The sequence below is a fragment of the Methylobacterium sp. E-016 genome (assembly GCF_022829745.1).
Taxonomy (GTDB): Bacteria; Pseudomonadota; Alphaproteobacteria; order Rhizobiales; family Beijerinckiaceae; genus Methylobacterium.
Genome location: NZ_JAKSYF010000198.1, coordinates 1 through 25,533 on the forward strand (window position 1 = coordinate 1; position 25,533 = coordinate 25,533).

At 69.1% G+C, this 25,533-nt stretch carries 34 protein-coding genes and 1 pseudogene; 4 read left to right on the forward strand and 31 right to left on the reverse strand.

All coding sequences use genetic code 11. The features are described 5' to 3' along the window. The first annotated feature begins 161 nt into the window (after positions 1-161). Genes MKK68_RS27980 through MKK68_RS27995 form a run of 4 tightly spaced genes read left to right on the forward strand, consistent with a single transcriptional unit; the run spans position 162 to position 7,184 of the window. Entirely contained in the window at positions 162-2,519 is a 2,358-nt protein-coding gene (locus MKK68_RS27980; RefSeq protein ID WP_244033590.1) for a response regulator, read from the forward strand. Next, the gene (cheB, locus tag MKK68_RS27985; protein WP_313898887.1) at positions 2,516-3,592 is read left to right on the forward strand and encodes a chemotaxis-specific protein-glutamate methyltransferase CheB; all 1,077 of its coding nucleotides are present in this window, start codon (positions 2,516-2,518) and stop codon (positions 3,590-3,592) included. Before MKK68_RS27980 ends, cheB begins: the two co-directional genes overlap by 4 nt. Beyond that, positions 3,589-5,322 (forward strand): response regulator, encoded by a 1,734-nt coding sequence (locus MKK68_RS27990; RefSeq protein ID WP_243949413.1) that lies wholly within the window; start codon positions 3,589-3,591, stop codon positions 5,320-5,322. The genes cheB and MKK68_RS27990 overlap by 4 nt, the downstream gene beginning before the upstream one ends. After that, positions 5,319-7,184, forward strand: coding sequence for a response regulator (locus MKK68_RS27995; protein ID WP_244033591.1), 1,866 nt, complete (start codon positions 5,319-5,321; stop codon positions 7,182-7,184). The genes MKK68_RS27990 and MKK68_RS27995 overlap by 4 nt, the downstream gene beginning before the upstream one ends. A gap of 194 nt (positions 7,185-7,378) precedes the next feature. On the opposite strand, the gene rplQ is transcribed toward MKK68_RS27995, so the two are convergent. The 31 genes and pseudogenes from rplQ to tuf all read right to left on the reverse strand — a co-directional run. Then, positions 7,379-7,795, reverse strand: a complete 417-nt coding sequence (gene rplQ, locus MKK68_RS28000; protein ID WP_244033592.1) for a 50S ribosomal protein L17 — start codon at positions 7,793-7,795, stop codon at positions 7,379-7,381. Between the two features lie 149 nt (positions 7,796-7,944). Then, the gene (locus tag MKK68_RS28005; RefSeq protein WP_244033593.1) at positions 7,945-8,964 is read right to left on the reverse strand and encodes a DNA-directed RNA polymerase subunit alpha; all 1,020 of its coding nucleotides are present in this window, start codon (positions 8,962-8,964) and stop codon (positions 7,945-7,947) included. Positions 8,965-9,068: 104 nt separating this feature from the next. Then, entirely contained in the window at positions 9,069-9,941 is an 873-nt protein-coding gene (locus MKK68_RS28010) for an MBL fold metallo-hydrolase (protein ID WP_244033594.1), read from the reverse strand. Positions 9,942-9,958: 17 nt separating this feature from the next. Next, positions 9,959-10,348 carry a 30S ribosomal protein S11 gene (gene rpsK, locus MKK68_RS28015; RefSeq protein WP_147725843.1) on the reverse strand — a complete coding sequence of 130 codons (390 nt, stop codon included), beginning with the start codon at positions 10,346-10,348 and terminating at the stop codon, positions 9,959-9,961. A gap of 172 nt (positions 10,349-10,520) precedes the next feature. Next, entirely contained in the window at positions 10,521-10,889 is a 369-nt protein-coding gene (gene rpsM / locus MKK68_RS28020; RefSeq protein ID WP_147725844.1) for a 30S ribosomal protein S13, read from the reverse strand. 304 nt (positions 10,890-11,193) lie between these two features. After that, positions 11,194-11,424: a hypothetical protein gene (locus MKK68_RS28025; RefSeq protein ID WP_243933496.1), complete on the reverse strand. Its 231-nt coding sequence runs from the start codon at positions 11,422-11,424 to the stop codon at positions 11,194-11,196. A 26-nt stretch (positions 11,425-11,450) separates the two neighbouring features. Continuing rightward, on the reverse strand, positions 11,451-12,053 hold the full coding sequence (locus tag MKK68_RS28030; RefSeq protein WP_244033595.1) for an adenylate kinase: 603 nt from the start codon (positions 12,051-12,053) through the stop codon (positions 11,451-11,453). Between the two features lie 191 nt (positions 12,054-12,244). After that, positions 12,245-13,588: a preprotein translocase subunit SecY gene (secY, locus tag MKK68_RS28035; RefSeq protein ID WP_147725847.1), complete on the reverse strand. Its 1,344-nt coding sequence runs from the start codon at positions 13,586-13,588 to the stop codon at positions 12,245-12,247. Positions 13,589-13,725: 137 nt separating this feature from the next. After that, complete coding sequence (gene rplO, locus MKK68_RS28040) at positions 13,726-14,250, reverse strand: 50S ribosomal protein L15 (RefSeq protein ID WP_147842712.1); 525 nt, start codon at positions 14,248-14,250, stop codon at positions 13,726-13,728. 10 nt (positions 14,251-14,260) lie between these two features. Further along, positions 14,261-14,452, reverse strand: a complete 192-nt coding sequence (gene rpmD, locus MKK68_RS28045; protein ID WP_147725849.1) for a 50S ribosomal protein L30 — start codon at positions 14,450-14,452, stop codon at positions 14,261-14,263. A 12-nt stretch (positions 14,453-14,464) separates the two neighbouring features. Beyond that, positions 14,465-15,052 (reverse strand): 30S ribosomal protein S5, encoded by a 588-nt coding sequence (gene rpsE / locus MKK68_RS28050; protein ID WP_244033596.1) that lies wholly within the window; start codon positions 15,050-15,052, stop codon positions 14,465-14,467. Positions 15,053-15,148: 96 nt separating this feature from the next. Beyond that, positions 15,149-15,511: a 50S ribosomal protein L18 gene (gene rplR / locus MKK68_RS28055; RefSeq protein WP_147842713.1), complete on the reverse strand. Its 363-nt coding sequence runs from the start codon at positions 15,509-15,511 to the stop codon at positions 15,149-15,151. A gap of 12 nt (positions 15,512-15,523) precedes the next feature. Next, positions 15,524-16,057, reverse strand: coding sequence for a 50S ribosomal protein L6 (gene rplF / locus MKK68_RS28060; protein WP_147725852.1), 534 nt, complete (start codon positions 16,055-16,057; stop codon positions 15,524-15,526). A 23-nt stretch (positions 16,058-16,080) separates the two neighbouring features. Further along, positions 16,081-16,476 carry a 30S ribosomal protein S8 gene (gene rpsH / locus MKK68_RS28065; protein ID WP_147725853.1) on the reverse strand — a complete coding sequence of 132 codons (396 nt, stop codon included), beginning with the start codon at positions 16,474-16,476 and terminating at the stop codon, positions 16,081-16,083. 10 nt (positions 16,477-16,486) lie between these two features. After that, positions 16,487-16,792 carry a 30S ribosomal protein S14 gene (gene rpsN / locus MKK68_RS28070; protein WP_147725854.1) on the reverse strand — a complete coding sequence of 102 codons (306 nt, stop codon included), beginning with the start codon at positions 16,790-16,792 and terminating at the stop codon, positions 16,487-16,489. A gap of 43 nt (positions 16,793-16,835) precedes the next feature. Beyond that, on the reverse strand, positions 16,836-17,402 hold the full coding sequence (rplE, locus tag MKK68_RS28075) for a 50S ribosomal protein L5 (protein ID WP_147725855.1): 567 nt from the start codon (positions 17,400-17,402) through the stop codon (positions 16,836-16,838). Next, the gene (gene rplX / locus MKK68_RS28080; protein WP_147842714.1) at positions 17,395-17,709 is read right to left on the reverse strand and encodes a 50S ribosomal protein L24; all 315 of its coding nucleotides are present in this window, start codon (positions 17,707-17,709) and stop codon (positions 17,395-17,397) included. Before rplX ends, rplE begins: the two co-directional genes overlap by 8 nt. Next, a complete protein-coding gene (gene rplN / locus MKK68_RS28085; RefSeq protein ID WP_244033597.1) occupies positions 17,709-18,077 on the reverse strand; it encodes a 50S ribosomal protein L14 in 369 nt (122 codons plus the stop codon). The genes rplX and rplN overlap by 1 nt, the downstream gene beginning before the upstream one ends. Before the next feature lie 268 nt (positions 18,078-18,345). Continuing rightward, positions 18,346-19,749, reverse strand: coding sequence for an ATP-binding protein (locus tag MKK68_RS28090; protein WP_244033598.1), 1,404 nt, complete (start codon positions 19,747-19,749; stop codon positions 18,346-18,348). Between the two features lie 261 nt (positions 19,750-20,010). Beyond that, positions 20,011-20,274 carry a 30S ribosomal protein S17 gene (gene rpsQ / locus MKK68_RS28095; protein WP_147725858.1) on the reverse strand — a complete coding sequence of 88 codons (264 nt, stop codon included), beginning with the start codon at positions 20,272-20,274 and terminating at the stop codon, positions 20,011-20,013. A gap of 11 nt (positions 20,275-20,285) precedes the next feature. Further along, complete coding sequence (gene rpmC / locus MKK68_RS28100) at positions 20,286-20,501, reverse strand: 50S ribosomal protein L29 (RefSeq protein WP_147725859.1); 216 nt, start codon at positions 20,499-20,501, stop codon at positions 20,286-20,288. A gap of 13 nt (positions 20,502-20,514) precedes the next feature. Further along, a complete protein-coding gene (gene rplP, locus MKK68_RS28105) occupies positions 20,515-20,928 on the reverse strand; it encodes a 50S ribosomal protein L16 (RefSeq protein WP_147725860.1) in 414 nt (137 codons plus the stop codon). Positions 20,929-20,975: 47 nt separating this feature from the next. Then, the gene (gene rpsC / locus MKK68_RS28110; RefSeq protein ID WP_147725861.1) at positions 20,976-21,716 is read right to left on the reverse strand and encodes a 30S ribosomal protein S3; all 741 of its coding nucleotides are present in this window, start codon (positions 21,714-21,716) and stop codon (positions 20,976-20,978) included. Positions 21,717-21,726: 10 nt separating this feature from the next. Beyond that, the gene (gene rplV / locus MKK68_RS28115; protein WP_147725862.1) at positions 21,727-22,113 is read right to left on the reverse strand and encodes a 50S ribosomal protein L22; all 387 of its coding nucleotides are present in this window, start codon (positions 22,111-22,113) and stop codon (positions 21,727-21,729) included. A gap of 1 nt (position 22,114) precedes the next feature. Continuing rightward, positions 22,115-22,393 (reverse strand): 30S ribosomal protein S19, encoded by a 279-nt coding sequence (gene rpsS, locus MKK68_RS28120; RefSeq protein ID WP_147725863.1) that lies wholly within the window; start codon positions 22,391-22,393, stop codon positions 22,115-22,117. 5 nt (positions 22,394-22,398) lie between these two features. Then, on the reverse strand, positions 22,399-23,235 hold the full coding sequence (rplB, locus tag MKK68_RS28125) for a 50S ribosomal protein L2 (RefSeq protein ID WP_147842717.1): 837 nt from the start codon (positions 23,233-23,235) through the stop codon (positions 22,399-22,401). A gap of 26 nt (positions 23,236-23,261) precedes the next feature. Beyond that, positions 23,262-23,558 carry a 50S ribosomal protein L23 gene (locus tag MKK68_RS28130; RefSeq protein ID WP_147725865.1) on the reverse strand — a complete coding sequence of 99 codons (297 nt, stop codon included), beginning with the start codon at positions 23,556-23,558 and terminating at the stop codon, positions 23,262-23,264. Next, on the reverse strand, positions 23,555-24,175 hold the full coding sequence (rplD, locus tag MKK68_RS28135) for a 50S ribosomal protein L4 (RefSeq protein ID WP_147842718.1): 621 nt from the start codon (positions 24,173-24,175) through the stop codon (positions 23,555-23,557). Before rplD ends, MKK68_RS28130 begins: the two co-directional genes overlap by 4 nt. Continuing rightward, positions 24,175-24,909, reverse strand: coding sequence for a 50S ribosomal protein L3 (gene rplC, locus MKK68_RS28140; protein ID WP_147725867.1), 735 nt, complete (start codon positions 24,907-24,909; stop codon positions 24,175-24,177). Before rplC ends, rplD begins: the two co-directional genes overlap by 1 nt. A 50-nt stretch (positions 24,910-24,959) precedes the next feature. Beyond that, positions 24,960-25,268, reverse strand: a complete 309-nt coding sequence (gene rpsJ, locus MKK68_RS28145) for a 30S ribosomal protein S10 (protein ID WP_018044230.1) — start codon at positions 25,266-25,268, stop codon at positions 24,960-24,962. A gap of 127 nt (positions 25,269-25,395) precedes the next feature. Beyond that, positions 25,396-25,533 (reverse strand): annotated as a pseudogene (gene tuf / locus MKK68_RS28150) (elongation factor Tu); the annotation flags it as partial.

Genomic DNA, 25,533 nt, shown 5'->3' on the forward strand with positions numbered 1-25,533 from the left:
CGAGCAGGTGATGGGCGCCCTGCAGAACATCCGCCAGGCGAGCCAGCAGACCGCCGCCGGCACCCGCGAGGTCGAGGCGGCCTCGGCCAACCTCACCGAGCTCGCAGGAGCCCTCATGGCCCTCGCCGAACGCTACCGGCATTGACCGGCGGGCGGACGCCGTGACCGACATCCGCCAGCTGCTGCTCGCGGCCTTCGAGGTCGAGCACCGCGAGCACATCGATGCGATCCGCGCGGCTCTGGGAGCCGACGGCACCGGCCGCGCGCCCGACTGGAACGACATCTTCCGCCGGGCCCACAGCCTCAAGGGCGCCTCCCGGGCCGTCGACCTGCCGCCGGTCGAGGCGGTGGCGCATCGCCTGGAGAGCCTGTTCGAAAAGGTCTCGGCCGGCGCCGCCCTCGATCGCGAGGCCAGGAACGCGACCCATCTCGCCCTCGATCGCATCGAAGCCTACGTCGCCGGGATGAAGGCCGACCCGGACGTCGCGATGCCGGCCGACGCCATCGCGGCGCTCGACCGCTGCCTCGCGGGCGCCCGGGCACCGGACGCGACGAAACCCTCGCCGGCGGAGATCGAGCCGCCGGTCGAGGCCGAACCGCCGGTCTCGGCAAGACCGCCCGCCGAGCCGAAATCCGCCGCGCACTCCTCGCCCGCTGCGCCGCCGTCCGGCGTCGAGCCGCCCGCCGAGGCCGGCCCGGCCTTTCTGCGCGTGCCCGCCGACGCAGTCGAGGCGCTGACCCGGGCGAGCCACGAGCTCGCGAGCACGCTCGGCGTCGGATCCGCGATCTCCGACGGGCTCGCCCGGCTCGCGCGCCTGTCCGAAGACCTGCGGCGGCAGGCCGAGGCGTCGTTCGCGCGCGGTGCGGTGTCCAACCTCGCCCGGCTCCTGCGGCAGGAAGCCGGACGCGATGCCGGGTCGGACAGGGACGAAGCGGTCGGCCTCGCGGTGGAGGCCGTCCGCACCGAGATGCGCGGCGTCGAGGCGAGCCTCGCCGGCCTGGCACGGGAGGCGGCCGACCTGTCGCGCCGTCAGGTCGCGGCGGCCGGTGCCGTCGAGGGGGCGGCGGCCCGCGTCGGCCTTCAGGCCGAGCGCCTCGCCCTGGTGCCGGCCGAGACCGTGTTCGGAAGCTTCCCCCGCTCGCTCCGCGAGACCGCGCGCGAGCAGGGCCGCGAGATCGATCTCGCCGTCCGCGGCCTCGACCTGCCGGTCGACCGCGCGATGCTGCAGGCGCTCAAGGACCCGGTGCTGCACGCCTTGCGCAACGCGCTCAGCCACGGCGCGGAACCGCTCGACATCCGCCGGGCGGCGGGAAAGCCCGACGCGGCGGCGATCCTGTTCGAGGTCGCGATCCGCGGCGGCCGCCTCGTCGTGTCGGTGGCGGACGATGGCCCCGGCCCCGACCTCGCGGCGATCGAGGCGACGGCCCTGCGCCGCTTGCTGCTCCGCCCGGGGGATCCGACCGATCCGCAGGCCCTGCTCGCTCTGGTCTTCGAGCCGGGCTTCTCGACCGCCGCGGCGGTCGACGCCCTGTCCGGGCGCGGTTTCGGCCTCTCGGTGGTCGCCGACGCCGCCCGCGCGCTCCAGGGCAGCGTCCGGCTGGAGCCGCGCGAGCCCTGGGGCAGCATCCTCACCATCTCGGCGCCGCTCTCGGCGGCACGACGCGCGATGCTCCTCGTCGAGGCGGGTGGAGCGACCTACGCGCTGCCCGGCGCCGCGGTCGAGCGCCTGCTGCGCCTCGATCGGGCCGGCCTGCCGCAGGCGATGGGCCGCCCGGTGCTGCGCGTGCCCGGCGCGGGCGGCGCCGAGGAGACCTTCCCGATCGTCGCGCTGGCCGAGATCCTCGGCGGCCCTGCCTCCGCGAGCCCGCACCTGACCGCGATCCTGGTGCGGGCCGGCGGCCGCCGCTTCGCGCTGGCCGTCGACGCGCTCCACGACGTGCGCACCCTCCTCGTGCTGCCGGCGCCGCCGGTCGGCGCCGAGTCCGGGCTCGTCGCCGGCACCGTCATCCTGCCCGGCGACGTGCCCGCCCTGGTGCTCGATCCCGACGGGCTCGCTGCGCGGGCGGGTGCCGCCGGCGCGGCGGCGAGGCCGGGCGACGGGGTCGCAGATGCTGGCGGAACGTTGGCGGAGGCGCCACGTTCGAAACACCGCGCGACGATTCTCGTCGTCGACGATTCGATCACCACCCGCACCCTGGAGAAGGGCATCTTGGAAGCCGCCGGCTATCGCGTGGTCGTGTGCGTCGACGGCCAGGACGCCCTCGATCGCCTGCACGCCGACATCGAGGTGTTCGACCTCGTGCTCGCCGACGTGGAGATGCCGCGGCTCGACGGCTTCGGCCTGCTCGCTGCGATCCGCGCCGAGACGCGGTTCGCGCGCCTGCCGGTGGTGCTGATGACCTCGCGGGGCGACGCGGCCGACGTCGCCCGCGGCCTCGACCTCGGCGCCGACGCCTACCTCACCAAGCAGAAGTTCGACCAGCGCCAACTCCTCGACACCATCGGGCAGCTGTTGTGAGCGAGCCGGTCCGCGTCATGCTGGTCGAGGACAGCCTGGTGGTGCGCGAGCTGCTGCGCCACATCCTCTCCCGCGATCCCCGCCTCGCCTGCGTCGCCGCCGTCGCGTCGGGCGAGGAGGCCCTGTCGGCGATCGACAGCGTGCGGCCCGACGTGATCTCGATGGACATCCGCCTGCCCGGCATCGACGGGCTCGAGACCACCCGCCGCATCATGTCCGAGCACCCGACGCCGATCGTGGTGATCGCCGATTCGGTCGAGGATTCCTCGCTGCGCATCTCGATGAACGCCCTGCGGGCCGGCGCGCTGTCCGTGGTCGAGAAGCCGGTGGCGACGACCCATGCCGGCTACGACGCGGTCGCCGGCGAGATCTGCACCCAGCTGCGCATCATGGCGCAGGTCCCGGTGATCCGCCGCCGCCCGATCGGCACCGAGTGGCTCGGGCGCACCGCGGCGGCTGCGTCCGCACCCGCGGCGAACCTGCCGCCGACCGTCCTGGCGATCGCCGCCTCCACCGGCGGCCCGCCGGCGCTCGCCCGCGTGATCGGGGCGCTGCCCGAGACGTTCCCGCTGCCGGTGCTGGTGGTCCAGCACATGGGCGCGGCCTTCATGGACGGGTTCGCGGCCTGGCTCGACGGCGTGGTGCCGATGCCCGTCACGGTCGCCCGCGACGGCGAGCGGGCCGAGCCCGGCCGGGTCTACGTCGCCCCGGGCGACCGCCACCTGGAGCTGGGGCCGGGCCGGATCCTGCGCATCCTCGACAGCCTGCCGGTCTCCGGCCAGCGACCGGCGGCGACCGTGCTGTTCCGCTCGGTCGCGCGGCAGGCGGGCGCGACGGGGCTCGGCGTTCTGCTCACCGGCATGGGCGAGGACGGGGCGCTCGGCCTGCTCGACATGCATGCCGCCGGCGCGCAGACGGTGGCCGAGCACGAGAGCACGGCGGTCGTCTACGGCATGCCGGCGGCGGCCGTGCGCCTGAAGGCCGCCCGCGCCGTCCTGCCCCTCGACCGCGTCTCGGCCCATGTCCTCAAGCTCGCCATGCCCGGGGCCGGCTCGCAGGACCGGCCGGCATGAACGGCACCGCCGGCACGGCGACGGAGGCCGCCCGCATCCTCCTGGTCGAGGATTCGGAGACGCAGGCGCTGGAGCTTCGCTTGCTGCTGGAGAGCCACGGCTTCCAGGTCGAGCGCTGCCCGACCGCGGAAGCCGCGCTCGACCACCTCAACCACGGCCTGCCCGACCTCGTCGTCGCCGACTACCACCTGCCGGGCATGAACGGCGACGAGCTGACGCGCCAGCTGCGCCTCTCGCTGCGCACCCGCGCCCTCCCCCTGCTGATGCTCACCGGCGCCCGCGACGGCGAGCGCCAGGGCCTCGAGAGCGGCGCCGACGCCTACGTCGCCAAGTCCGGCGACCGCGACCTGCTGATCCTGCGCATCCGCGCGCTCCTGCGCGAGCGCCTGGGCAGCGTGGCGCCCGGCAGCGCAGAGACCCCGTCGGCCGCCGCCTTCCGGCGCGGGCGCGTGCTGGTGATCGACGGCAGCGCCACCTACCGCACCTTCCTCGCCGGCCTGCTCGGCCAGGACGGCCACGCCGTCACCGCCAGCGCGGGGCCGGACGAGGCGCTCGCCGTCCTCGACGCCGAGGGCGAGGCGACGGCCTTCGACTGCGTCACCGTCGACCTGCTCGGCCCGGCCTTCGACGGCCTCGCCCTGTGCCGGGCCATCGACCAGCGCCGCGGCGTCCGGGTGGCCGGCGCCGGGTTCCACCTCGTCGGGGTCGCCGGCAGCAACCCCCCCAAGGATTTCCTCGTCCAGGCCTACGCCGCGGGCGCCGACGATGTGGTCTCGAAGTCCGATGCCGAGGTGCTGGCGCTGCGGGTGCGCGGCCTCGTGCGGCGCCGCTTCCTGGAGGAGGACGACCGCCGCATCGCCGGCGAGTTCGGCGCCCGGCAGCAGGCGGTCGAGCGCGCGCGCGCCGAGGCCGAGGCCGCGGAGGCGCGCGCACGGCTGGCCGACGCCCTCGAGCGCGCCAACGACGACCTCGCCCTCGCCAACCGCAAGCTCACCGACGCGCAGGCCAAGCTTGTCCAGGCCGCCAAGATGGCCTCGCTCGGCGAGCTGGTCGCCGGCATCGCCCACGAGATCAACAACCCGCTGGCCTTCATCCTCGCGCATCAGGGCACCGTCGAGCGCGTGCTCGGCGAGCTGCCGATGCCCGAATCCGACCCCGCGGCGCAGAAGGGCCTGGCCAAGGCGCGCGACCGCGTCGGTGCGATGCGCATGGGCCTGACCCGCATCCAGGACCTGGTCCTGAACCTGCGCAAGTTCTCGCGGCTCGACGAGGGCGAGCGCTCCCTGGTCAACGTGCCGGAGGCGATCGAGACGGTGCTGGCGCTGATCCAGCACAAGCTCGGCTCGCGCATCGCCGTCGAGCGCGACTTCGCGGGGCGCCCCGAGATCCATTGCACCCCGGCGCTGCTCAACCAGGTGGTGATGAACATCCTCGGCAACGCCGCCGACGCGATGCCCGAGGGCGGGCGGATCCGCGTCGTCACCGAGACCACGCCCGAGACCGACCTGATCCGGATCAGCGACACCGGCCCCGGCATCCCCGAGGACCTGCGCGAGAAGATCTTCGAGCCGTTCTTCACTACCAAGCCGGTCGGGGCCGGAACCGGGCTCGGCCTCGCGATTGCCTACAGCGTGGTTCAGGCGCATAGCGGCTCGCTCACGGTGGAGACGGCTCCCGGCGGCGGGGCCTGCTTCGTGATCGGGATTCCGAGGCAGACGGCGACCGTATGACCAGAGGCACGATCCTGGCCGTCGACGACGAGCCGGACATCCTGATCGCCCTCGAGGACCTGTTCGAGGACACCTACCGCATCGTCACGACGACGAAGCCGGTGGACGCCCTCGCCATCCTGCGCGACGATCCCGACATCGCCGTCGTCCTGTCCGACCAGCGCATGCCCGGCATGACCGGCGACGCGCTGCTGGCCGAGATGCGCGGGTTCCACGAAGCCCAGGCGATCCTGCTCACCGGGTACGCCGACATCACCGCCGTGATCGGCGCGCTGAACCGCGGCGGGATCAGCGGCTACGTCGCCAAGCCCTGGGACGCGGACCTTCTGCGCGGCACCGTGCGCAACGCCTTCGAGCGCCATGCGCTCGGGCGGGAGCTCGCCACCGAGCGGGCCCTGCTGCGCGGCCTGCTCGACCATTCCGAGGACGCGATCTCGTTCAAGGACGCGGCCGGGCGCTTCCTGCGCCTCAACGCCCGAAAGGCGGCGCTGCTCGGCCTCGACGTCGCGGGCTGCCTCGGCCGCAGCGAAGCCGAGCTGCCCGGGACGCGCGCCGCCGAGAGCGCCGAGGCCGACGCCGCCGCGATCCGCTCGGGCGAGGTCGGCGACGTCGTCTCCGCGGAAGGGCCGATCGGCGCCGAGCGCTGGAGCCACGTGGTCCGGGTCCCGATCCGCGGCCCCTCCGGCGCGATCGCGCATCTCGCCACGATCGAGCGCGACGTCACCGAGCAGAAGGGCTTCGAGGCCCGCCTGCGCCAGTCCGACAAGATGCAGGCGCTCGGCACCCTCGCCGGCGGCATCGCGCACGACTTCAACAACCTGCTGACCGCGATCCTCGGCAGCCTCGAGCTCGCCGCGCCGAAGGTTCATGAGCAGCCCCGCGTGCTGCGGCTGATCGAGAACGCGCGGGGCGCGGCCGAGCGCGGCGCCTCTCTGACCAAGCGCCTGCTGAGCTTCAGCCGCGCCAACGACCTGCGTGCCCGCCCGACCGACGTGAACGCCCTCGTCGAGGGCATGTCGGCGCTGCTCGGGCGCAGCCTCGGCGGGCTCGTCACCGTCGAGACCAGGCTCGGCAGCGATCTCGGCCCGGTTCAGGTCGACCCCGACCAGCTCGAGCTTGCGATCCTCAACCTCTGCATCAACGCCCGCGACGCCATGCGCGAGGGCGGCGTGATCGTCATCGAGACGGCGGCGCTGACGATCGAGGACGATCCGGACGTGCAGAGCGGCGCCTATGTCGGCGTATCGGTGAGCGATGCCGGCGAAGGCATCCCACCGGAGATCCTAGCGCGGGTCTGCGAGCCGTTCTTCACCACCAAGGCCGTCGGCCAGGGCACCGGCCTCGGCCTCGCGATGGTGTTCGGCCTCGCCCAGCAATCCCACGGCCGCCTGCGGATCGACAGCCGGGTCGGGCACGGCACCCGCGTCGACCTCGCCCTGCCGCGGGCCTCCGCGGCCGTCGTGGCGGACGAGGCCGACGTCGCGGTCGCGCCGGCGGCGGCACGCGCGGCGGCCATCCTGGTGGTGGACGACGACGCCGAGGTCCGGCACGTCACCGCCTCGTTCCTCAACGGGTTCGGTTACGACGAGATCGAGGCCTCGGACGGCGCGGCCGCGCTCGCGCTGATGGAGCAGCGCCGCTTCGACCTCGTGGTCGCCGACCTCGCGATGCCCGGCATGACCGGCGTCGAGCTGGCGGCCGAGGTGCGGAGCCGCTGGTCCGAGGTCCCTGTGCTGATCCTGACGGGGCACGCGGAGGCGGTGGAGATCCCGCACGACCTGCCGGTGCTGACGAAGCCGTTCCAGTCGGCCGAGCTCGCCCGCCGCGTCTCCTTGCTGCTGGGCGACGCGCCCGGCACCTGACGCATCGGCCCGGCCGTCCGTCCCGACGGAAACGCGTTCGAAAGCGCGTCCGTCCCCGAGAAACGCCGGCCTCGACCGTATGCGCTCGCCGCATCGCGGTCGTCCCGGGACGAGCATCGCGCAACGGCCTCGGGCCAACGAAAAAGGCGGCCTCTCGGCCGCCCTTCTTCGAACTCGTGCTGTCGAGGCGCCGATCAGGCCGCTTCGCTCTCGCCGCCGAGCACCGGGCCCGAATCCTTGCCGCGGGCGCTGACGTCGCGGTCGACGAACTCGATCACGGCGAGCGGGGCGTTGTCGCCCTTGCGGAAGCCGGCCTTCATGATGCGGCAGTAGCCGCCCGGACGGGCCGTGTAGCGCGGGCCGAGCACCATGAAGAGCTTCTTGACCATGTCGTGGTCGCGGATCTGCGACATGGCGAGACGGCGGGTGTGGACGCTGTCGATGCGCCCGAGCGAGATCAGCTTCTCGATGACCGGGCGCAGGTCCTTGGCCTTCGGCAGCGTGGTGATGATCTGCTCGTGCTTGATCAGCGCGGCGGACATGTTGGCGAACATCGCCTTGCGGTGCTCGGTGGTGCGGTTGAAACGACGACCGCGGAATCCGTGACGCATGTTGGCTCTCCTGGTTTTTGCGGTCGCCGTGCCACGGTACGACCGTCATCTTGAAGGCGAATAGGGAGTAGCGAGTAGCGAATAGAGTGCAGCGGAACCGGGGCGCCCTATGGACACCCCTATTCGCTACTCCTACTCGCCATTCGCCCTCAGTAGTGCTCCTCGAAGCGCTTGGCGAGATCCTCGATGTTCTCCGGCGGCCAGCCGGGGATTTCCATCCCGAGGTGCAGACCCATCCCGGCCAGCACTTCCTTGATCTCGTTGAGCGACTTGCGGCCGAAGTTCGGGGTGCGCAGCATCTCGCCCTCGGACTTCTGGATGAGGTCGCCGATGTAGACGATGTTGTCGTTCTTCAGGCAGTTCGCCGAACGCACAGAAAGCTCGAGCTCGTCGACCTTCTTGAGCAGCGCCGGGTTGAAGGGCAGCTGCGGCGCGAGCGGCGCGGCCTCCTCCTTGCGCGGATCCTCGAAGTTCACGAACACCTGGAGCTGGTCCTGGATGATGCGCGCCGCGTAGGCCAGCGCATCCTCCGGCGACACCGCACCGTTGGTCTCGACGGTCATCGTCAGCTTATCCTTGTCGAGATCCTGGCCCTCGCGGGTGGTCTCGATGCGGTAGCTGACCTTGGTCACCGGCGAGAACAGCGCGTCCACCGGGATCAGGCCGATCGGCGCGTCCTCGGGGCGGTTGCGCTCGGCCGGCACGTAGCCCTTGCCGGTGGCGACCGTGAACTCCATCCGGATCTCGGCGCCGTCGTCCAGCGTGCAGATCACGAGGTCGGGGTTCAGGATCTGGATGTCGCCGACCGTGCCGATGTCGCCGGCGGTGACGAGGCCCGGGCCGGTCTTGCGCAGGGTCATGCGCTTCGGGGCGTCGGTCTGCGAGCGGATGGCGATCGTCTTGATGTTCAGGACGATGTCGGTGACGTCCTCGCGGACGCCCGGGATCGAGGAGAATTCATGCAGGACGCCGTCGATCTGGACCGAGGTCACGGCCGCGCCCTGGAGGGAGGACAGCAGCACCCGGCGCAGCGAGTTGCCGAGCGTCGTGCCGAAGCCGCGCTCCAACGGCTCGGCCACGACGGTGGCGACCCGCTTCGGGTCGTCGCCGGTCGAGACCTGCAGCTTGTTGGGCTTGATCAGCTCTTGCCAGTTCTTCTGAATGACCACGATCCTACCTCTCCTGACGCACGAACCCGCGACGTCCGGGTCCGCGCTTCGGCCGATCGACGCTGCCCCCAGCGTCGGTCGGTCCCTAAAAGACTGCTCCGGGCCTACGCCTCGTCGGCGACCCAGAGGTCCGGCACGAACCGGTATCCGTCCCCATCCCGCGTCACGGTGCCGACGGCCGGGAATTCGAGATGCGAGCCGGCGATGCGGGTCCCGTCGGCCGCCAGATCCGCGAGGATCGCCTTGCGGGTCGCCCGCGCCTGGTCGCCGTCGACATCGAAGCCGACGCCCGCCTCGGGTTGCTTGAACTGGATCGCCGGCAGGTGCACCACATCGGTGAACACCAGGAGCGACTTGTCCCCCGAAACGATCCGGAAACCGCGATGGCCCGGCGTATGGCCGGGCAGGTGCACCGCGGTGATGCCCGGCAGGACTTCCCCGCCGGACTGCTCGCGCACCCGGCCGGCATAGGGTGCCAGCGCCTTGCGGGCATTCTCGAAATACGGCTTTGCCCCGTCCGGTGCGGCGGCGAGCGCCGCATCGGGGAGCCAGTACGCCGCCTCGTCCGAATGCAGCACGATCTCCGCGTTCGGGTAGGCGGCCTTCCCATCGACCAACAGCCCGCCGATATGGTCGGGATGGCAGTGCGTGACGAGAACGGTCTCGATCGCCTCGGGCGCCACGCCCGCGACGGCGAGCGCTGCGGGCACGCGACCCATGGTCGGCGGACCGAACGACCCGTAGCCGGAATCGATCAGCACCGGCTTGCGGCCGGGGCCCGTCAGCAGGAATGCGTTGAGCATCACCCGCGGCTCCTGCGTACGGAAGCCGGCGCGCTGCAGAGCGCCGGCTTCGTCCTTCGAGATGCCCGTGACGAGATCGAGGGAGCCCTGAAACCAGCCGTCGTTGAGCACGGTGAGCGTGATGTCACCGACGCTCCAGCGCTTGACGCCGGGAAGGATCTTCGTATCCGCCACGTGTGTCTCCGTCCGCCTCAGACGCGCCGACGCTTGCGTGGGCGGCAGCCGTTGTGCGGGATCGAGGTGACGTCGCGGATCGAGGTCACGGTGAAGCCCGCGGCCTGGAGGGCGCGGAGCGCCGACTCGCGGCCCGAGCCGGGCCCGGAGACCTCGACCTCGAGGGTGCGCATGCCGTGCTCGGCGGCCTTGCGGGCCGCGTCCTCGGCGGCGACCTGCGCGGCGTAGGGGGTCGACTTCCGCGAGCCCTTGAAGCCCATGGCGCCCGAGGAGGACCACGAGATCGTGTTGCCCTGCGCGTCGGTGATGGTGATCATCGTGTTGTTGAACGATGCGGCGACGTGCGCCACGCCCGAGACGATGTTCTTGCGTTCGCGCCGGCGGACGCGGGTCGGTTCCTTAGCCATCTTTTCGATACCTGTCCTTCAAGCGCACCCGTAATTCCAGGTGCTCGGGATTCTCGTATGGGTTCGGTCGGCACATTTGCGGAGCGCCGCCCCGTCACGCCGGCTCCCGTCGAGGGAGATCCGGCACGATGCATGGGAGGCCGCGCCGCGCGCAGCCTCCGAATTCGTAAGCTTACTTCTTCTTGCCGGCGATCGGCTTGGACTTGCCCTTGCGGGTGCGCGCGTTGGTGTGCGTGCGCTGGCCGCGGACCGGCAGGTTGCGGCGATGGCGCAGGCCGCGGTAGCAGCCGAGGTCCATCAGGCGCTTGATGTTCATCGAGACGTCGCGGCGAAGGTCGCCCTCGACGAGGTAGTCGCGATCGATCGTCTCGCGGATCTGCAGCACCTCGGCGTCGGTGAGCTGGTTCACGCGGCGCTCGGCCGGGATGCCAACCTTCTCCGTGATCTCCTCGGCCTTCTTCGCGCCGATGCCGTGGATGTACTGGAGCGCGATGACGACGCGCTTGTTGGTCGGGATGTTAACGCCGGCGATACGGGCCAAGGTCATGCTCCATGTGGCGTACGGGCGATCGCCCGGGCCGTCCTGTGGGAAAGCGTGCGTCCGGTGGAGGCCGGCCCCTGCACGCCCGTCAACGACAAATCGGCCCGCGGCCGCCCCTTGGAGGGCACCTCGGACCAACGGCTGTGCAGACGAAGACCGGCCTGCTAGCGCGGGCCGGCGGTGATGTCAACGGTTCGGCACGATAAGACGCCGCGCCGGGCCCGGCGGGCGCGCCCGGCGCGCTGCATCGTCCCCATCGCGTCACCTGGCGAACCGCAGGAGCGTGGGTCTCTTCGGGTCGACGTCAGAAGCGCTGGTTCAGCTGGCGGCAATACCCGCCGTTGTCGCGAAAGCCGGCCGGGCAGCGCCGCACGCACGCGCCAGCCGCGAACTTCAGCGGCGGCCTGCACAGGCGGCCGGTCGTCCGTCGCTCGTACTGATACGATTGCGCCGGGCCGGCCCACGCCGCCATCGGCATCGCGCCGACCGTCAGGGTCAGCGCTGCGAGGATCGCCCGAGCCGCATGCGTCGACATGATCATGGGTCCCCAGAAGGATGGCTTCAGGACGCCACGCCTTCGCGATGCGATTCGAGGATCGCCATCAGCGAATCCGTCACCGCGTCGATCGGCGCCATGCCGTCCACGGTCTGCAGCATCCCAGCGCGCTCGTAATAGGCCGAGAGCGGGGCGGTCTGGATCCGGTAGGCCTCGAGACGCGAGGCGAACACCTCGGGGGTGTCGTCCTTCCGCACCGGCTGTCCGCGGGCGGCGGTCTCCTCCGCCCGCTTGGCGATGCGCCCGACCAGGACCTTCTCGTCGACCTTGAACTCGACCACGGTCGAGAGATGCAGGCCCTTCTCGTCCAGCATCACGTCGAGGGCCTTGGCCTGCTCGACGGTGCGGGGAAAGCCGTCGAGGATGAACCCGCCGCGCGCATCCGCCTCCTCGATCCGGTCGGCGACGATGCCGACGACGATCGCGTCGGACACGAGGCCGCCGCTCTCCATCACTGCCTTCGCCTGGAGTCCGACCGGTGTTCCGGCAGCGACGGCCGCGCGCAGCATGTCGCCGGTGGAAAGCTGCGGGATGCCGAATCGCGCGACGATCCGCTCGGACTGTGTCCCCTTCCCCGCGCCGGGTGGTCCGAGCAGAATGATCCGCATGGGCGTTATCCTCGTCCGTGCCCGTCTCTCAGGGCTTCTTGGCGCGCGGCGACGCCGTATCGGCGTCGTTCCCGCGTCGGCGTTGCTTGTAGCGGCTTCCGCCGGACGGGCGAGCGGGCAAATCGCTGTCCACTCGTCATTCCGGCGATTGTGTCTCTCGTGTCGCCGAGCCGTATCGCCCGACGTGCCGCTCAGCGCCGCCGCTGGGTCGTTGACGCACCGCGCAGCTTGGCCTTCTTGACGAGGCCCTCGTACTGGTGCGCCATCAGGTGCCCGTGGATCTGCGCCACGGTGTCCATCGTCACCGAGACGACGATGAGCAGCGACGTGCCGCCGAATCCGAGGCTGGCGGAGGCGTAGGAGGCGATGATCTCCGGCACCAGGCAGACGAAGGTCAGGTAGAGCGCGCCAATCAGGGTGATGCGCGTCAGCACCTTGTCGATGAACGCCGCGGTGCGCTCGCCGGGCCGGATGCCGGGGATGAAGCCGCCATGCTTCTTCAGATTGTCGGCGGTCTCCTGCGGGTTGAAGACCACCGCGGTGTAGAAGAACGCGAAGAAGATGATCAGCGCGGCGTAGAGCGCCATGTAGAGCGGACGGCCGTGGCCGAGATAGGTCGTGACCGTCGCCAGCACGCCGGTGCCCTGGTTGGCCGAGAAGCTCGCCACGGTGGCCGGCAGCAGCAGGAGTGACGAGGCGAAGATCGGCGGGATCACGCCCGAGGTGTTGAGCTTCAAGGGCAGGAACGACGTCTGGCCCTCGTACATCCGGTTGCCGACCTGGCGCTTAGGATAGTTAATCAGCAGCCGGCGCTGGGCGCGCTCCATGAACACGATGAAGTAGACGAGGCCGATCGCGGCGACGCCGACGCCGAGGATTACCGCCGAGGACAGCGCGCCGGTGCGCGACAGCTCGAGCGCACCGATGATGGCGGTCGGCAGGTGGGCGACGATGCCGGCGAAGATGATCAGTGACGAGCCGTTGCCGATGCCGCGCGAGGTGATCTGCTCGCCGATCCACATCAGGAACAGCGTGCCGCCGGTGAGCGTGATCACGGTCGAGGCGAGGAAGAACGGGCCGGGATCGATCGCGGCGCTCGACCCCTGGAGGCCGACGGCGATGCCCCAGGACTGGACCAGCGCCAGCACCACCGTGAGGTAGCGGGTGTACTGGTTGATGACCTTGCGGCCGGACTCGCCCTCCTTCTTCAGCGTCTCGAGGCTCGGGATCACCGAGGTGAGCAGCTGGATGATGATCGAGGCCGAGATGTACGGCATGATGTTGAGCGCGAAGATCGCCATGCGCTCGACGGCACCGCCGGAGAACATGTTGAACAGCCCGAGCACGCCGCCGGCCTGCTGCTGGAAGTTGCGCGCGAACTGCTCCGGGTCGATGCCGGGGATCGGAATGTAGGTCCCGAGCCGGAACACCACGAGCGCGCCGAGGGTGAACCAGATGCGCTTCTTGAGCTCATCCGCCTTCGCGATGGCACCGAAATTGAGGTTCGCGGCGAGCTGCTCGGCGGCTGAGGCCATGGCCTGTGTCCTGTTGATGGGTCACGAGGGAGCCGCGGGGCATCCCTGAAAACGGGAGCGGCGGCCGCATGCGAGGTCGCACGGGCCGCCGCTCGAAGCTTCGACTTAAGGGGTCGCTCCCGGCGAGGCAACCGCGCTCAGGCGGTCGCTTCACCCTTGCCGCCCAAGTCCTTGCCACCCTTGCCGCGGACCGAGACGCCGGCGCCGTAGGCGACGACGACGCTGCCGCCGGCCTTCTCGACCGCCTCGACCGCCGACTTCGACGCGCGGGTCACCTCGAAGGCGACCTTCGCGGTCAGCTCGCCGACGCCGAGCAGCTTCACGCCGTCGCGGGGACGGGCGATGATCCCGGCCTGCACGAGGGCCTCGACCGTCACGGTCGCGGCCTTGTCGAGCTTGCCGGCGTCGATCGCCTGCTGCACCCGGCCGAGATTCACCTCGTTGAGGTCGGTCGAGTAGAGGTTGTTGAAGCCGCGCTTCGGCAGGCGACGGTGAAGCGGCATCTGGCCGCCCTCGAAGCCCTTGATGGCCACGCCGGTCCGGGCCTTCTGACCCTTCACGCCGCGCCCTGCGGTCTTGCCCTTGCCGGAACCGATGCCTCGGCCGACGCGCATCCGGTTCTTGGTTGCGCCTTCGTTGTCGCGGATCTCGTTGAGCTTCATCGCGCCCTCCTCAAGCCGCGTCGTCGAGGACGCGCACGAGGTGCGCGACCTTTCGGATCATGCCGCGAACGGCGGGGGTGTCTTCGAGCTCGGAGACACGGTGAAGCTTGTTCAGCTTCAGGCCCACCAGCGTCTGGCGCTGGGAGGCCTCGCGGCGGATCGGGGAACCGATCTGCTCCACGCGGACAGTCTTGCTAGCCATGCTGCCCTCCCCTTACGCGACTGCGGCTTCGGACTGGTCGGACGGGTCCGAATCGGTGCGCCGCGCTTGGAGCGTGGACACCTTGAGACCGCGACGACCGGCGACCGAGCGCGGGCTGTCCTCGTTCTTCAGCGCCTCGAAGGTGGCGCGCACGAGGTTGTAGGGGTTCGAGGAGCCGAGGCTCTTGGCCACGACGTCCTGCATGCCGAGCGTCTCGAACACGGCGCGCATCGGGCCGCCGGCGATGATGCCGGTGCCCTGCGGAGCCGCGCGGAGGATCACCTTGCCGGCGCCGTGACGGCCCTGCACGTCGTGGTGCAGCGTCCGGCCCTCGCGGAGCGAGATGCGGACGAGGCCGCGCTTGGCGGCTTCCGTCGCCTTGCGGATCGCCTCGGGGACTTCGCGGGCCTTGCCGTGGCCGAAGCCGACGCGGCCCTTCTGGTCGCCGACGACGACGAGCGCGGCGAAGCCGAAGCGACGGCCGCCCTTCACCACCTTGGCGACACGGTTGATGTGGACGAGCTTGTCCACGAACTCGCTGTCGCGATCCTCGCGGTCGTCGCGGCGGCCGCGGCCACCGCCTTCACGTTCACGTGCCATGTTGCTTCCGTTTCATCTCACTGGCGCGGGCGGCGGGCCCGCTCGCTTGAATCGTCATCGCCGGAGGCGGACGCGCCGCCTCCGCACCGCCGAGATTTAAAAGTCGAGGCCACCCTCGCGAGCGGCTTCGGCCAGAGCCTTGATCCGGCCGTGGTACTGGTAGCCCGAGCGGTCGAACACCACCTTCGAGACGCCGGCGGCCTTGGCGCGCTCGGCGACGAGCTTGCCCACCGCCGAGGCGGCGGCGACGTCGGCGCCAGTCTTCAGGTCGGCGCGCAGGCCCTTGTCGATCGACGAGGCGGCGGCGAGCGTGACGCCCGCCGCATCATCGATGACCTGGACGTAGATCTGCTTCGACGAGCGGAACACCGACAGGCGCGGCCGGCCGTTGGCGGAGGCGCGGAGCGCCCGGCGCACCCGCGCCTTGCGGCGATCGAGGGCTTCGAGTTTGCGTGACATGTCTCAGCCCCCTTACTTCTTCTTGCCTTCCTTACGGAAGATGAACTCGCCGGCGTACTTCACGCCCTTGCCCTTGTAGGGCTCGGGACCGCGGTAGTCGCGGATCTCCGCGGCGACCTGGCCGACGACCTGGCGGTCGATGCCGGAGATCGTGATCTCCGTCGGCTTCGGCGTCACGATCGTGATGCCGGCCGGGATCTGGTACTCGATGTCGTGGCTGTACCCGAGCGAGAGCTTGAGCGCCTTGCCGGCCATCGCGGCGCGATAGCCGACGCCGGTGATCTCGAGCTTCTTCTCGAAGCCCTTGGACACGCCCTCGACGAGGTTCGCGACCTGGGCCCGCGAGGTGCCCCAGAGCGAACGCGCCGCCTTGGACTGGTCCTTCGGGGTCACCGTGATCGCGCCGTCCTCGAGCGCCACGTCGACCAGCGAGGGAACCACGAACTGTAGCTCGCCCTTCGAGCCCTTCATCTTCACCGTCTGACCCGTGACCGACGCGGTGACGCCGGCCGGAACGGGGACGGGCTTCTTGCCTACGCGAGACATCTGCCTCTCTCCTTATCCGGGGATCAGAACACCTTGCAGAGCACTTCGCCGCCGACGTTGCGCTCGCGCGCCTCGTGGTCGGCCATGACGCCCTGCGGGGTGGACACGATGGTGACGCCGAGACCGTCGGCGACGCGCGGCAGATCGCCGACGGCCGAGTAGACGCGGCGGCCGGGCTTCGACACGCGCTGGATCGAGCGGATGACGGGCTGGCCGTCGTAGTACTTCAGCTCGATCGCGAACTCCGTCCGGCCGTTGCCGAGTTCGGTGGTCGCGAAGTCGCGGATGTAGCCTTCCGACTTCAACACGTTCAGGACGTTCGCGCGGAGGCGCGAGCCGGGCGTCGAGACGACGTTGCGACGGCGCATCTGGCCGTTGCGGATGCGGGTGAGCATATCGCCCACGGGATCGTTGACCATGGGTGCCTCCTTACCAGCTCGACTTGACGAGGCCCGGGATCAGGCCCCGGTTCCCGAGCTCGCGCAGCGCGATACGCGAGACGCCCATCTTGCGGTAATAGGCGCGCGGCCGGCCGGTGATCTCGCACCGGTTGCGCACGCGGGTCGGCGACGAGTTGCGGGGAAGCTCCGCGAGCTTGAGGCGCGCCTCGAAGCGCTCCTCCATCTCGAGGGACTCGTCGTTGGCGGTCGCGAGCAGGGCCTGGCGCTTCGCAGCGAAGCGCTTGACCAGCTCCTTCCGGTGGTTGTTCTGTTCGACTGAACTCTTCTTTGCCATTGTCTATCCTCCGGTGTCCGCGTCTAGGTATCCCGAGGGACGCCTACTGCCGGAACGGGAATTGGAAGGCGGCGAGGAGAGCGCGGGCTTCCTCGTCGGTGGTGGCGGTGGTGGCGACGACGATGTCCATGCCCCAGGTCTGCTCGGCCTTGTCGTACGAGATCTCCGGGAACACGAGGTGCTCCTTGAGGCCGAGCGCGTAGTTGCCGCGGCCGTCGAACGACTTCGGGTTCAGGCCGCGGAAGTCGCGGACGCGCGGCAGCGCGATCGTGACGAGGCGATCCATGAACTCGTACATCTTCTGGCGGCGCAGGGTGACCTTGCAGCCGATCGGCATGCCCTCGCGGACCTTGAAGGTGGCGATCGGCTTGCGGGCCTTGGTGATGACCGGCTTCTGGCCGGCGATCAGCGCCAGGTCGCCGGCGGCGACGGTGGCCTTCTTCGAGTCCGCGGTGGACTCGCCGACGCCCATGTTGATGACGATCTTGTCGATCCGCGGAACCTGCATCGGGTTCTTGTAGCCGAACTGCTCGATGAGCTTCTGGCGGATGACCTCGTCGTAGTGGGCGCGCAGGCGCGGGACGTAGGCGTCCTTGTTGGCCTCAGCCATCGATCTGATCCCCCGTGGTCTTGGCGAAGCGGACCTTGCGGCCGTCTTCGAGGATGCGGAAACCCACGCGGGTCGGCTTGCCGTTCGCGTCCTGCAACGCGAGGTTCGAGAGCTGGATCGCGGCCTCCTTCGAGATGATGCCGCCTTCCTGGTTCTGGCTCTGCTTCTGGTGCTTCTTGACCAGGTTGATCCCGCGGACGAGCGCCTTGTCGTCCTTCGGCATCACCTGGATGACCTCGCCGGAGCGACCGGAATCGCGACCGGTGAGGACGACGACGGTGTCGCCCTTCTTGATCTTGGCTGCCATCACAGCACCTCCGGAGCCAGCGAGATGATCTTCATGTAGTTGCGGGCGCGCAGCTCGCGCGGCACCGGCCCGAAGATGCGGGTCCCGATCGGCTCCTTCTGATTGTTGATCAGCACGGCCGCGTTCTTGTCGAAGCGGATCACCGAACCGTCGGGACGCTTCACTTCCTTGGCGGTCCGCACGACCACCGCCTTCATGACGTCGCCCTTCTTGACGCGGCCGCGCGGGATCGCCTCCTTGATGGACACGACGATGATGTCGCCCACGCCGGCATAGCGCCGCTTCGACCCGCCCAGCACCTTGATGCACATCACGCGACGCGCACCCGAGTTGTCGGCGACGTCCAGATTCGTCTGCATCTGGATCACAGGAGTGACCTTTCCTTGTTTCAGGCGGGTTTCCGCACACGGGCGGTATTGCCCGGCGGACGACGCCTGATGGGGATCTGATGTCCCCGGCTCATATGACAGACCGCGCTATCGGCGCTTGTCCAGCGCCGGCGCGGTCACCGCGTACGAAGGGCGCGAACACCCCTCTCACATGTCGCGAAGGGGTGCCCACTACACCACGGGGCGCAGGGGCGCAAGACTTTCCGTGCCGGCCCTCGGGTGGAAGACGTTCCGGGCGGGCCTCCGCCTAATCCGTGCCGAGCTCCAGATCCTCGCCGCAGCCGTCGAGGGGTGGGGCGCCGGCACGCCCGGCCCGCGTGGGACTGCTCGGGAGACCGATGATTCGGCGGCCGATCCGGTTTCCGTTCTCCGCAGCTTCGCTCAGGACGTCTGCGACGGTGGCGCGGTCCACCGCATCGTCATGTCCGCAGGAGAGCGAAGCCTGAGACAGACGCCGAACCATCTCCTTGACGAAGGCGGCGCTCGCTCCCTCCGACATCGCGACCGCGTCGTCGATGGCCCCCTCCTCGAAGCTCAAGGCGCCTCCGTAGAGGGCGATCAGCCGTGCGCGGCAGACGGCGTCGGGATTCGCGATCTCGATAGCCTCGTCGACGCGTCCCGGACGCGACGCGAGGGCCTCCTCGATCTCCTCGGGCCGGTTGGTGGTCAGGAGGAAAAGGATGTCCACATCGTCGCCCAGACCGTCCATCTCGTTGAGCAGACGGTTCAACAGGACCTCCGTCTTCGGGCTGTTCATGCCCTCCCGCGAGCGCCCGACCAGATCCACGTCCTCCAGCACGACGATGCTCGGCTGCAGGGTGCGCGCAAGCAGCATGTATCGGGTCAGGTCCTGGACCTGCTCCGCCGTGATCAGGATGGTGGTCCGGGCCGGTAAATTCGAGGCGATGTATCGGATCACGTGGGTCTTCCCGGTGCCGGGCGGCCCATAAAGGAGCAGACCCTTCCGGATCGACTGCCCGAGGCGGCGCAGACCGGCGCGATGCCGGTCGAACGCGAAGACGTGGCGATCCAGGCGCGCCATCGTGGCGTCGTCGAGGATGATCGCCTCTCGGGCCACCGGCGACAGCTTATGGACGGACATCTCCGTACTCATGCCGGTATAGTCGGATCCACCCTCGAAGGAGAGGACCTTGCCGCGATACAGGATCGAGTTCGCGCCCGCCTCTTGAATACGTTTTAGAAACGTGCGCGCGAACGCCTGAGCCTCGGATCCCGGCAGCGTTGCGATCTCGACCTGAGCGAACTTGCCCGACCTGAAGTTGGAATACTGCGACAGGAGCACCGCGACCGGCTGGCCGTCGACCTGGAACAACCAAAGGCCGGTGTTCAACGCCGGGAACGGTTCGCTCTCCCCGATGTCAACGTCGCGATACTGCAACGGCGTGATCGCGATGGCCTGATCATTGCCGCGGACCAGCAGGCCGGAGATCGTCAGCGGACGCTGTTCGTAGGGTTGGTGGACGCCCAACAGGGTCGGGGCGTACGGGTTCACCTGTGCAAGCGTCTCTGCCTGCAGGTCCGGAAGCAGGTGAATGCCGAAGACACGCCTCGAACTAACGATCCCGTTCACGTCATCGGCGCCGAAGAAGCCGAGGAGGGCTTCCCAGGCGCGATTGGCGTTTTTCAGCATGCGGCTCATCCTCGTTCAAAGGAGCTTCCTCCCGTCAGCGACGCATGACGGCAGGCTCCTCGTGAGGATTGTGCGACGAGGCGCGAAAAGCGCCACCGGCCGACTCGCCGGTCATGGGGAGATCGAGATTGATGGGTCGAACCCAAGCCGCGGTCGAATCGTCGAACGCTCGACACGGTTAGGCACCGACGTCGTTCTCGGATCAGATACGAAAAAACGGGCGCAGCATCCTGCGCCCGTCTCAAGGTCCGTCCAAGACGATCAGGCAGCCGCGGGAGCCTCGGCCGACGCGGCTTCGCCCTCGACGAGCTTCCAGGTCTTGGTCTTGGAGAAGGGCCGGCACTCCTCGATGAACACCGTGGCCCCGACCTTGGCGGCGTTCGCCTCGTCGTGGGCATGGTAGTTCTTCGAGCGGCGAACGGTCTTCTTCATCACCGGGTGGGTGAAGCGGCGCTCCACCTTCACGACGATGGTCTTCTCGCCCTTGTCGCTGACGACGACGCCCTGCAATACGCGCTTCGGCATGATGAAACTCCTCAAGCCGACGTCGCCTGCAGCGTCTTCTGACGCTGCAGGGTGCGGACGCGGGCGATGTCGCGACGGACTTCGCGGACGCGGGCGACGTTCTCGAGCTGGCCGGTGGCCCCCTGGAAGCGCAGGTTGAACTGCTCCTTCTTGAGGTTCAGCAGTTCGTCGCTCAACTGGTCCGGCGACAGGGCGGCGAGATCCGACTGTCTCTGTGACGACTTCATGATCTGCCTCCCTTTAGTCGGCGATGCGTTGCACGACGCGCGTGCGGATGGGCAGCTTGGCGGCGCCCAGGCGGAGCGCCTCCTTCGCGATGTCCTCGGCGACACCGTCGACCTCGAACATGATGCGGCCCGGGTGGACGCGGGCAGCCCAGTACTCGGGCGCGCCCTTGCCGGAGCCCATGCGGACTTCGGTCGGCTTCGACGTGACCGGAACGTCGGGGAAGATCCGGATCCAGACCCGGCCCTGACGCTTCATCTCACGGGTGATCGCGCGGCGGGCCGCCTCGATCTGGCGCGCGGTGATGCGCTCGGGCTCCACCGCCTTCAGGCCGAACTGGCCGAAATTCAGGTCGAAGCCGCCCTTGGCCGCACCGGAGATGCGACCTTTGAACTGCTTACGAAACCGGGTCTTCTTGGGTTGCAACATGGCAGCCTCTCAACACCTTCCTTGGCTCGGGGGTCCGACGATCGCGCTTAGGCGTGATCGCGGCGACCGCGACCGCGGTCACCCTCGCCATCGCGCTCGCGACGACCGCCCGAACGGCCGCCCTCTTCCTGCGCCTTCTTATCCTGCGCCATCGGGTCGTGCTCGAGGATCTCGCCCTTGAACACCCAGACCTTGATGCCGCACGTTCCGTAGGTCGTGAACGCGGTGGCCGTGCCGTAGTCGACGTCGGCGCGCAGCGTATGCAGGGGCACGCGGCCCTCGCGGTACCATTCCTGGCGGGCGATCTCGGCGCCGCCGAGACGGCCGGAGCAGTTGATCCGGATGCCCTCGGCCCCGAGGCGCATCGCCGACTGCACGGCGCGCTTCATGGCGCGACGGAAGGCGACGCGGCGCTCGAGCTGCTGCGCGATCGAGTCGGCCACCAGCACGGCGTCGATCTCGGGCTTCCGCACCTCGACGATGTTGATGGTCACGTCGGCCTTGGTCATCGTGTTGACCAGCTTGCGCAGCTTCTCGATGTCGGCGCCCTTCTTGCCGATCACCACGCCCGGACGGCCCGAGTGGATGGTGACGCGGCACTTCCGGTGCGGACGCTCGATGACGATCTTGGAGACCGCCGCCTGCTTGAGCTGCTTCATGAGAGCGGCGCGGATCGCGACGTCCTCGTGCATCAGCTTGACGTATTCGGTCTTGCCGGCGAACCAGCGGGAATCCCAGGTCCGGTTGATGCCGAGCCGGAGACCGATCGGGTTGACTTTCTGACCCATCAGATTCTCCTCAGGCCGCTTCGGCGGTGCGGACTTCGCGAACCACGATGGTGAGGTTCGAGAAAGGCTTCAGGATGCGCGCGCCGCGGCCGCGGGCGCGGGCGTGGAAGCGCTTCAGGACCAGCGCCTTGCCCACGAAGGCCTGGGTGACGACGAGGTCGTCGACGTCCAGATCGTGGTTGTTCTCGGCGTTGGCGATCGCGCTCTCGAGGCACTTCTTGACCTCGGTCGAGATGCGCTTGCGGGAGAACTCGAGGTCGGCGAGCGCCGACTCGACCTTCTTGCCGCGGATCATCTGCGCGACGAGGTTGAGCTTCTGGGGCGAGACACGGAGCATCCGTGCCACGGCCTTGGCCTCGTTCTCGGGCAGCGCGCGGGGGGTGGCTTGCTTGCCCATGTCAGCGCCTCTTCGCCTTCTTGTCGGCCGCGTGGCCGTGGAAGGTGCGGGTCGGCGAGAACTCGCCGAACTTGTGACCGACCATTTCCTCGGAGACGTAGACCGGGATGTGCTTCTGCCCATTGTGCACACCGAAGGTGAGCCCGATGAACTGCGGCAGGATGGTGGAGCGACGGCTCCAGATCTTGATGACCTCGTTCCGGCTCGACCCGCGAGCCGCCTCGGCCTTCTTGAAGAGGTAGCCGTCGACGAACGGCCCCTTCCAGAGTGAGCGTGCCATGATGGTTACTTCTTGCGGTTGTGGCGGCTGGACAGGATGAAGACGTCGGTCCGCTTGTTCGAGCGGGTCTTCTTCCCCTTGGTCGGCACGCCCCAGGGCGTCACCGGGTTACGGCCGCCCGAGGTGCGTCCCTCGCCGCCGCCGTGCGGGTGGTCGACCGGGTTCATGGCCACGCCGCGAACGTGCGGACGCTTGCCGAGCCACCGGTTGCGCCCGGCCTTGCCGAGCGAGATGTTCATGTGGTCCGGGTTCGAGACCGCACCCACCGTCGCGTAGCACTGGCCGTGGACCAGGCGCTGCTCGCCGGAGTTCAGACGGAGCGTCACGTAGCCCTGGTCGCGCCCGACGATCTGAGCATAGTTGCCGGCGGAGCGGGCGACGGCGCCGCCCTTGCCAATCTTCAGCTCGATGTTGTGCACGATAGTGCCCACCGGCATGCCGCCGATCGGCCCGGCATTGCCCGGCTTGATGTCGACGCCCTCGCCCGAGACCACCTTGTCGCCCGGCTGAAGGCGCTGCGGAGCGATGATATAGCTCTGCTTGCCGTCCGGGTAGTTGATCAGCGCGATGAACGCCGTGCGGTTCGGATCGTACTCGATCCGCTCGACGGTCGCCGACACGCCCGGCTGCGACCGACGCTTGAAGTCGACGAGACGGAGCGAGCGCTTGTGACCGCCGCCGCGGAAGCGGACGGTGATCCGCCCGAGGTTGTTGCGGCCGCCCGAGGACGACTTGCCCTCGGTCAGCGCCTTCACCGGCTTGCCCTTGTAGAGCTCACGGCGGTCGACCAGCACGAGCTGGCGCAGGCTCGGCGTGACCGGTTTGAATGTCTTCAAGGCCATCGGCTTAAATCCCTACCCGGTCTATGTCAGAGGCCGGTCGTGACGTCGATCGTGTCACCTTCGGCGAGGGTCACGACCGCTTTCTTCACGTCCGAACGCTGTCCGCGCATGCCGCGGAAGATCTTCTTCTTGCCCTTGGTCACGAGGGTGTTCACCGCCGTGACCTTGACGTCGAACAGCTTCTCGACCGCTTCCTTGATCTGCGGCTTGGTGGCCTTCGGAGCGACCCGGAAGACGACCTTGTTCTGCTCGGTGAGGTTCGTCGCCTTCTCGGTGATGACCGGGGAGACGATGATGTCGTAGTGGCGCGGATCGGCACTCATTTGAAACGCTCCTCCAGCGCGTCGATCGCGGCGCGGGTCAGCACGAGCGTGTCGCGGCGCAGGATGTCGTAGACGTTGATGCCCTGCACGGGCAGCACGTCGATCATCGGGATGTTGCGGGCGGCGCGGCCGAAGTTCTCGTCGACCTCGGCGCCGCCGATGATCAGCGCGCTCGAGAGACCCATCTTGCCGAAGCGCTCGACGAGACCCTTGGTCTTGTGGTCCTCGATCTTGATGTCGTCGACGACGATGAGGGTCGAGGCCTTGGCCTTGGCCGACAGGGCGTGACGCAGGGCCAGGGCACGGACCTTCTTGGGAAGGTCGTGGCCGTGGTCGCGGACGACCGGGCCGAACGCACGGCCGCCGCCGCGGAACTGCGGAGCCGAGGCTGCGCCGTGACGCGCGTTGCCGGTGCCCTTCTGCTTGTACAGCTTCTTTCGGGTCCGGTTCACGTCCGAGCGGTTCTGCACGGCGTGGGTGCCGGCACGACGCTTGGCGAGCTGCCAGCGCACCATGCGCTGGAGCAGGTCGGCGCGGGGCTCGAGGCCGAAGATGGCCTCGTCGAGCTCCACCGAGCCGGCGCCGGCGCCGTCGAGGGTGGTGATATCGAGCTTCATCACGCGTTCTCCTCGGCAGCGGGCGCCTCGGGGGCGGATTGCGGGGCAGCCGACGCGCCGTTCTCACGGAACTTGCCGGGCTGGGGAACTTCGGCCGGAAGCTTGCGCTTCACCGCGTCCCGGATCTGGATCCAGCCGCCGGCGACGCCGGGAACCGCACCCTCGACCAGGATCAGGCCGCGCTCGACGTCCGTGCGGACGACGCGCAGGTTCTGCGTGGTCACGCGGTCGACGCCCATGTGACCGGGCATCTTCTTGTTCTTGAAGGTCTTGCCCGGATCCTGACGGCCGCCGGTCGAACCGATCGAGCGGTGCGAGATCGACACGCCGTGGGTGGCGCGCAGACCGCCGAAGTTCCAGCGCTTGATGCCGCCGGCGAACCCCTTACCCGTGGTCGTGCCCGTCACGTCGACGAACTGGCCCGGGATGAAATGATCGGCCGTGATCTCGGCGCCCACCGGGATCAGCGCATCCTCGGACACGCGGAACTCGGCGATCTTTTGCTTCGGCTCGACCTTGGCGACCGCGAAGCGGCCACGCTCGGCGGCCGAGACGTTCTTGACCTTCGCCTTGCCGACGCCGAGCTGGACGGCGACGTAGCCGTTCTTCTCGACCGTGCGGTGGGCGACCACCTGGCATTGTTCGATCTTGAGCACGGTGCAGGGAACGTGTTCCCCCGCTTCCGTGAAGATCCGGGTCATGCCGACCTTCTGTGCAATGACGCCTGAGCGCATAAGGTGTCTCCCTCGCGCGATGAAACGGTAAGCTCTAAACCCGGCGGGGCTTAGAGCTTGATCTCCACGTCCACGCCAGCGGCGAGGTCGAGCTTCATCAGCGCGTCCACGGTCTGGGGGGTCGGATCGACGATATCGAGCACGCGCTTGTGGGTGCGCATCTCGAACTGCTCGCGCGACTTCTTGTCGATGTGCGGCGAGCGGTTGACCGTGAACTTCTCGATATGGGTCGGCAGCGGGATCGGGCCGCGGATGGTCGCGCCGGTCCGCTTGGCGGTGGAGACGATCTCGCGGGTGGACGCATCCAGGATGCGATGATCGAACGCCTTCAGGCGGATGCGGATGTTTTGACCGTTCATGACCTAAACCTCGACGGAAACGTGTTGGGCGGGCGCGAGGGCCCTTCCCTCAATCGTCCCCTGACGGATGCTGTGTCCGGGCACCGGCCCTTCGTCCCGGGAGACGAAGGGCCGATCTGTCTGACGACTACGCGTTGATGGCGGCGACGACGCCGGCGCCGACGGTTCGGCCGCCCTCGCGGATGGCGAAGCGCAGCTTCTCCTCCATGGCCACCGGCACGATCAGCGTGACGTCCATGGTCACGTTGTCGCCCGGCATCACCAT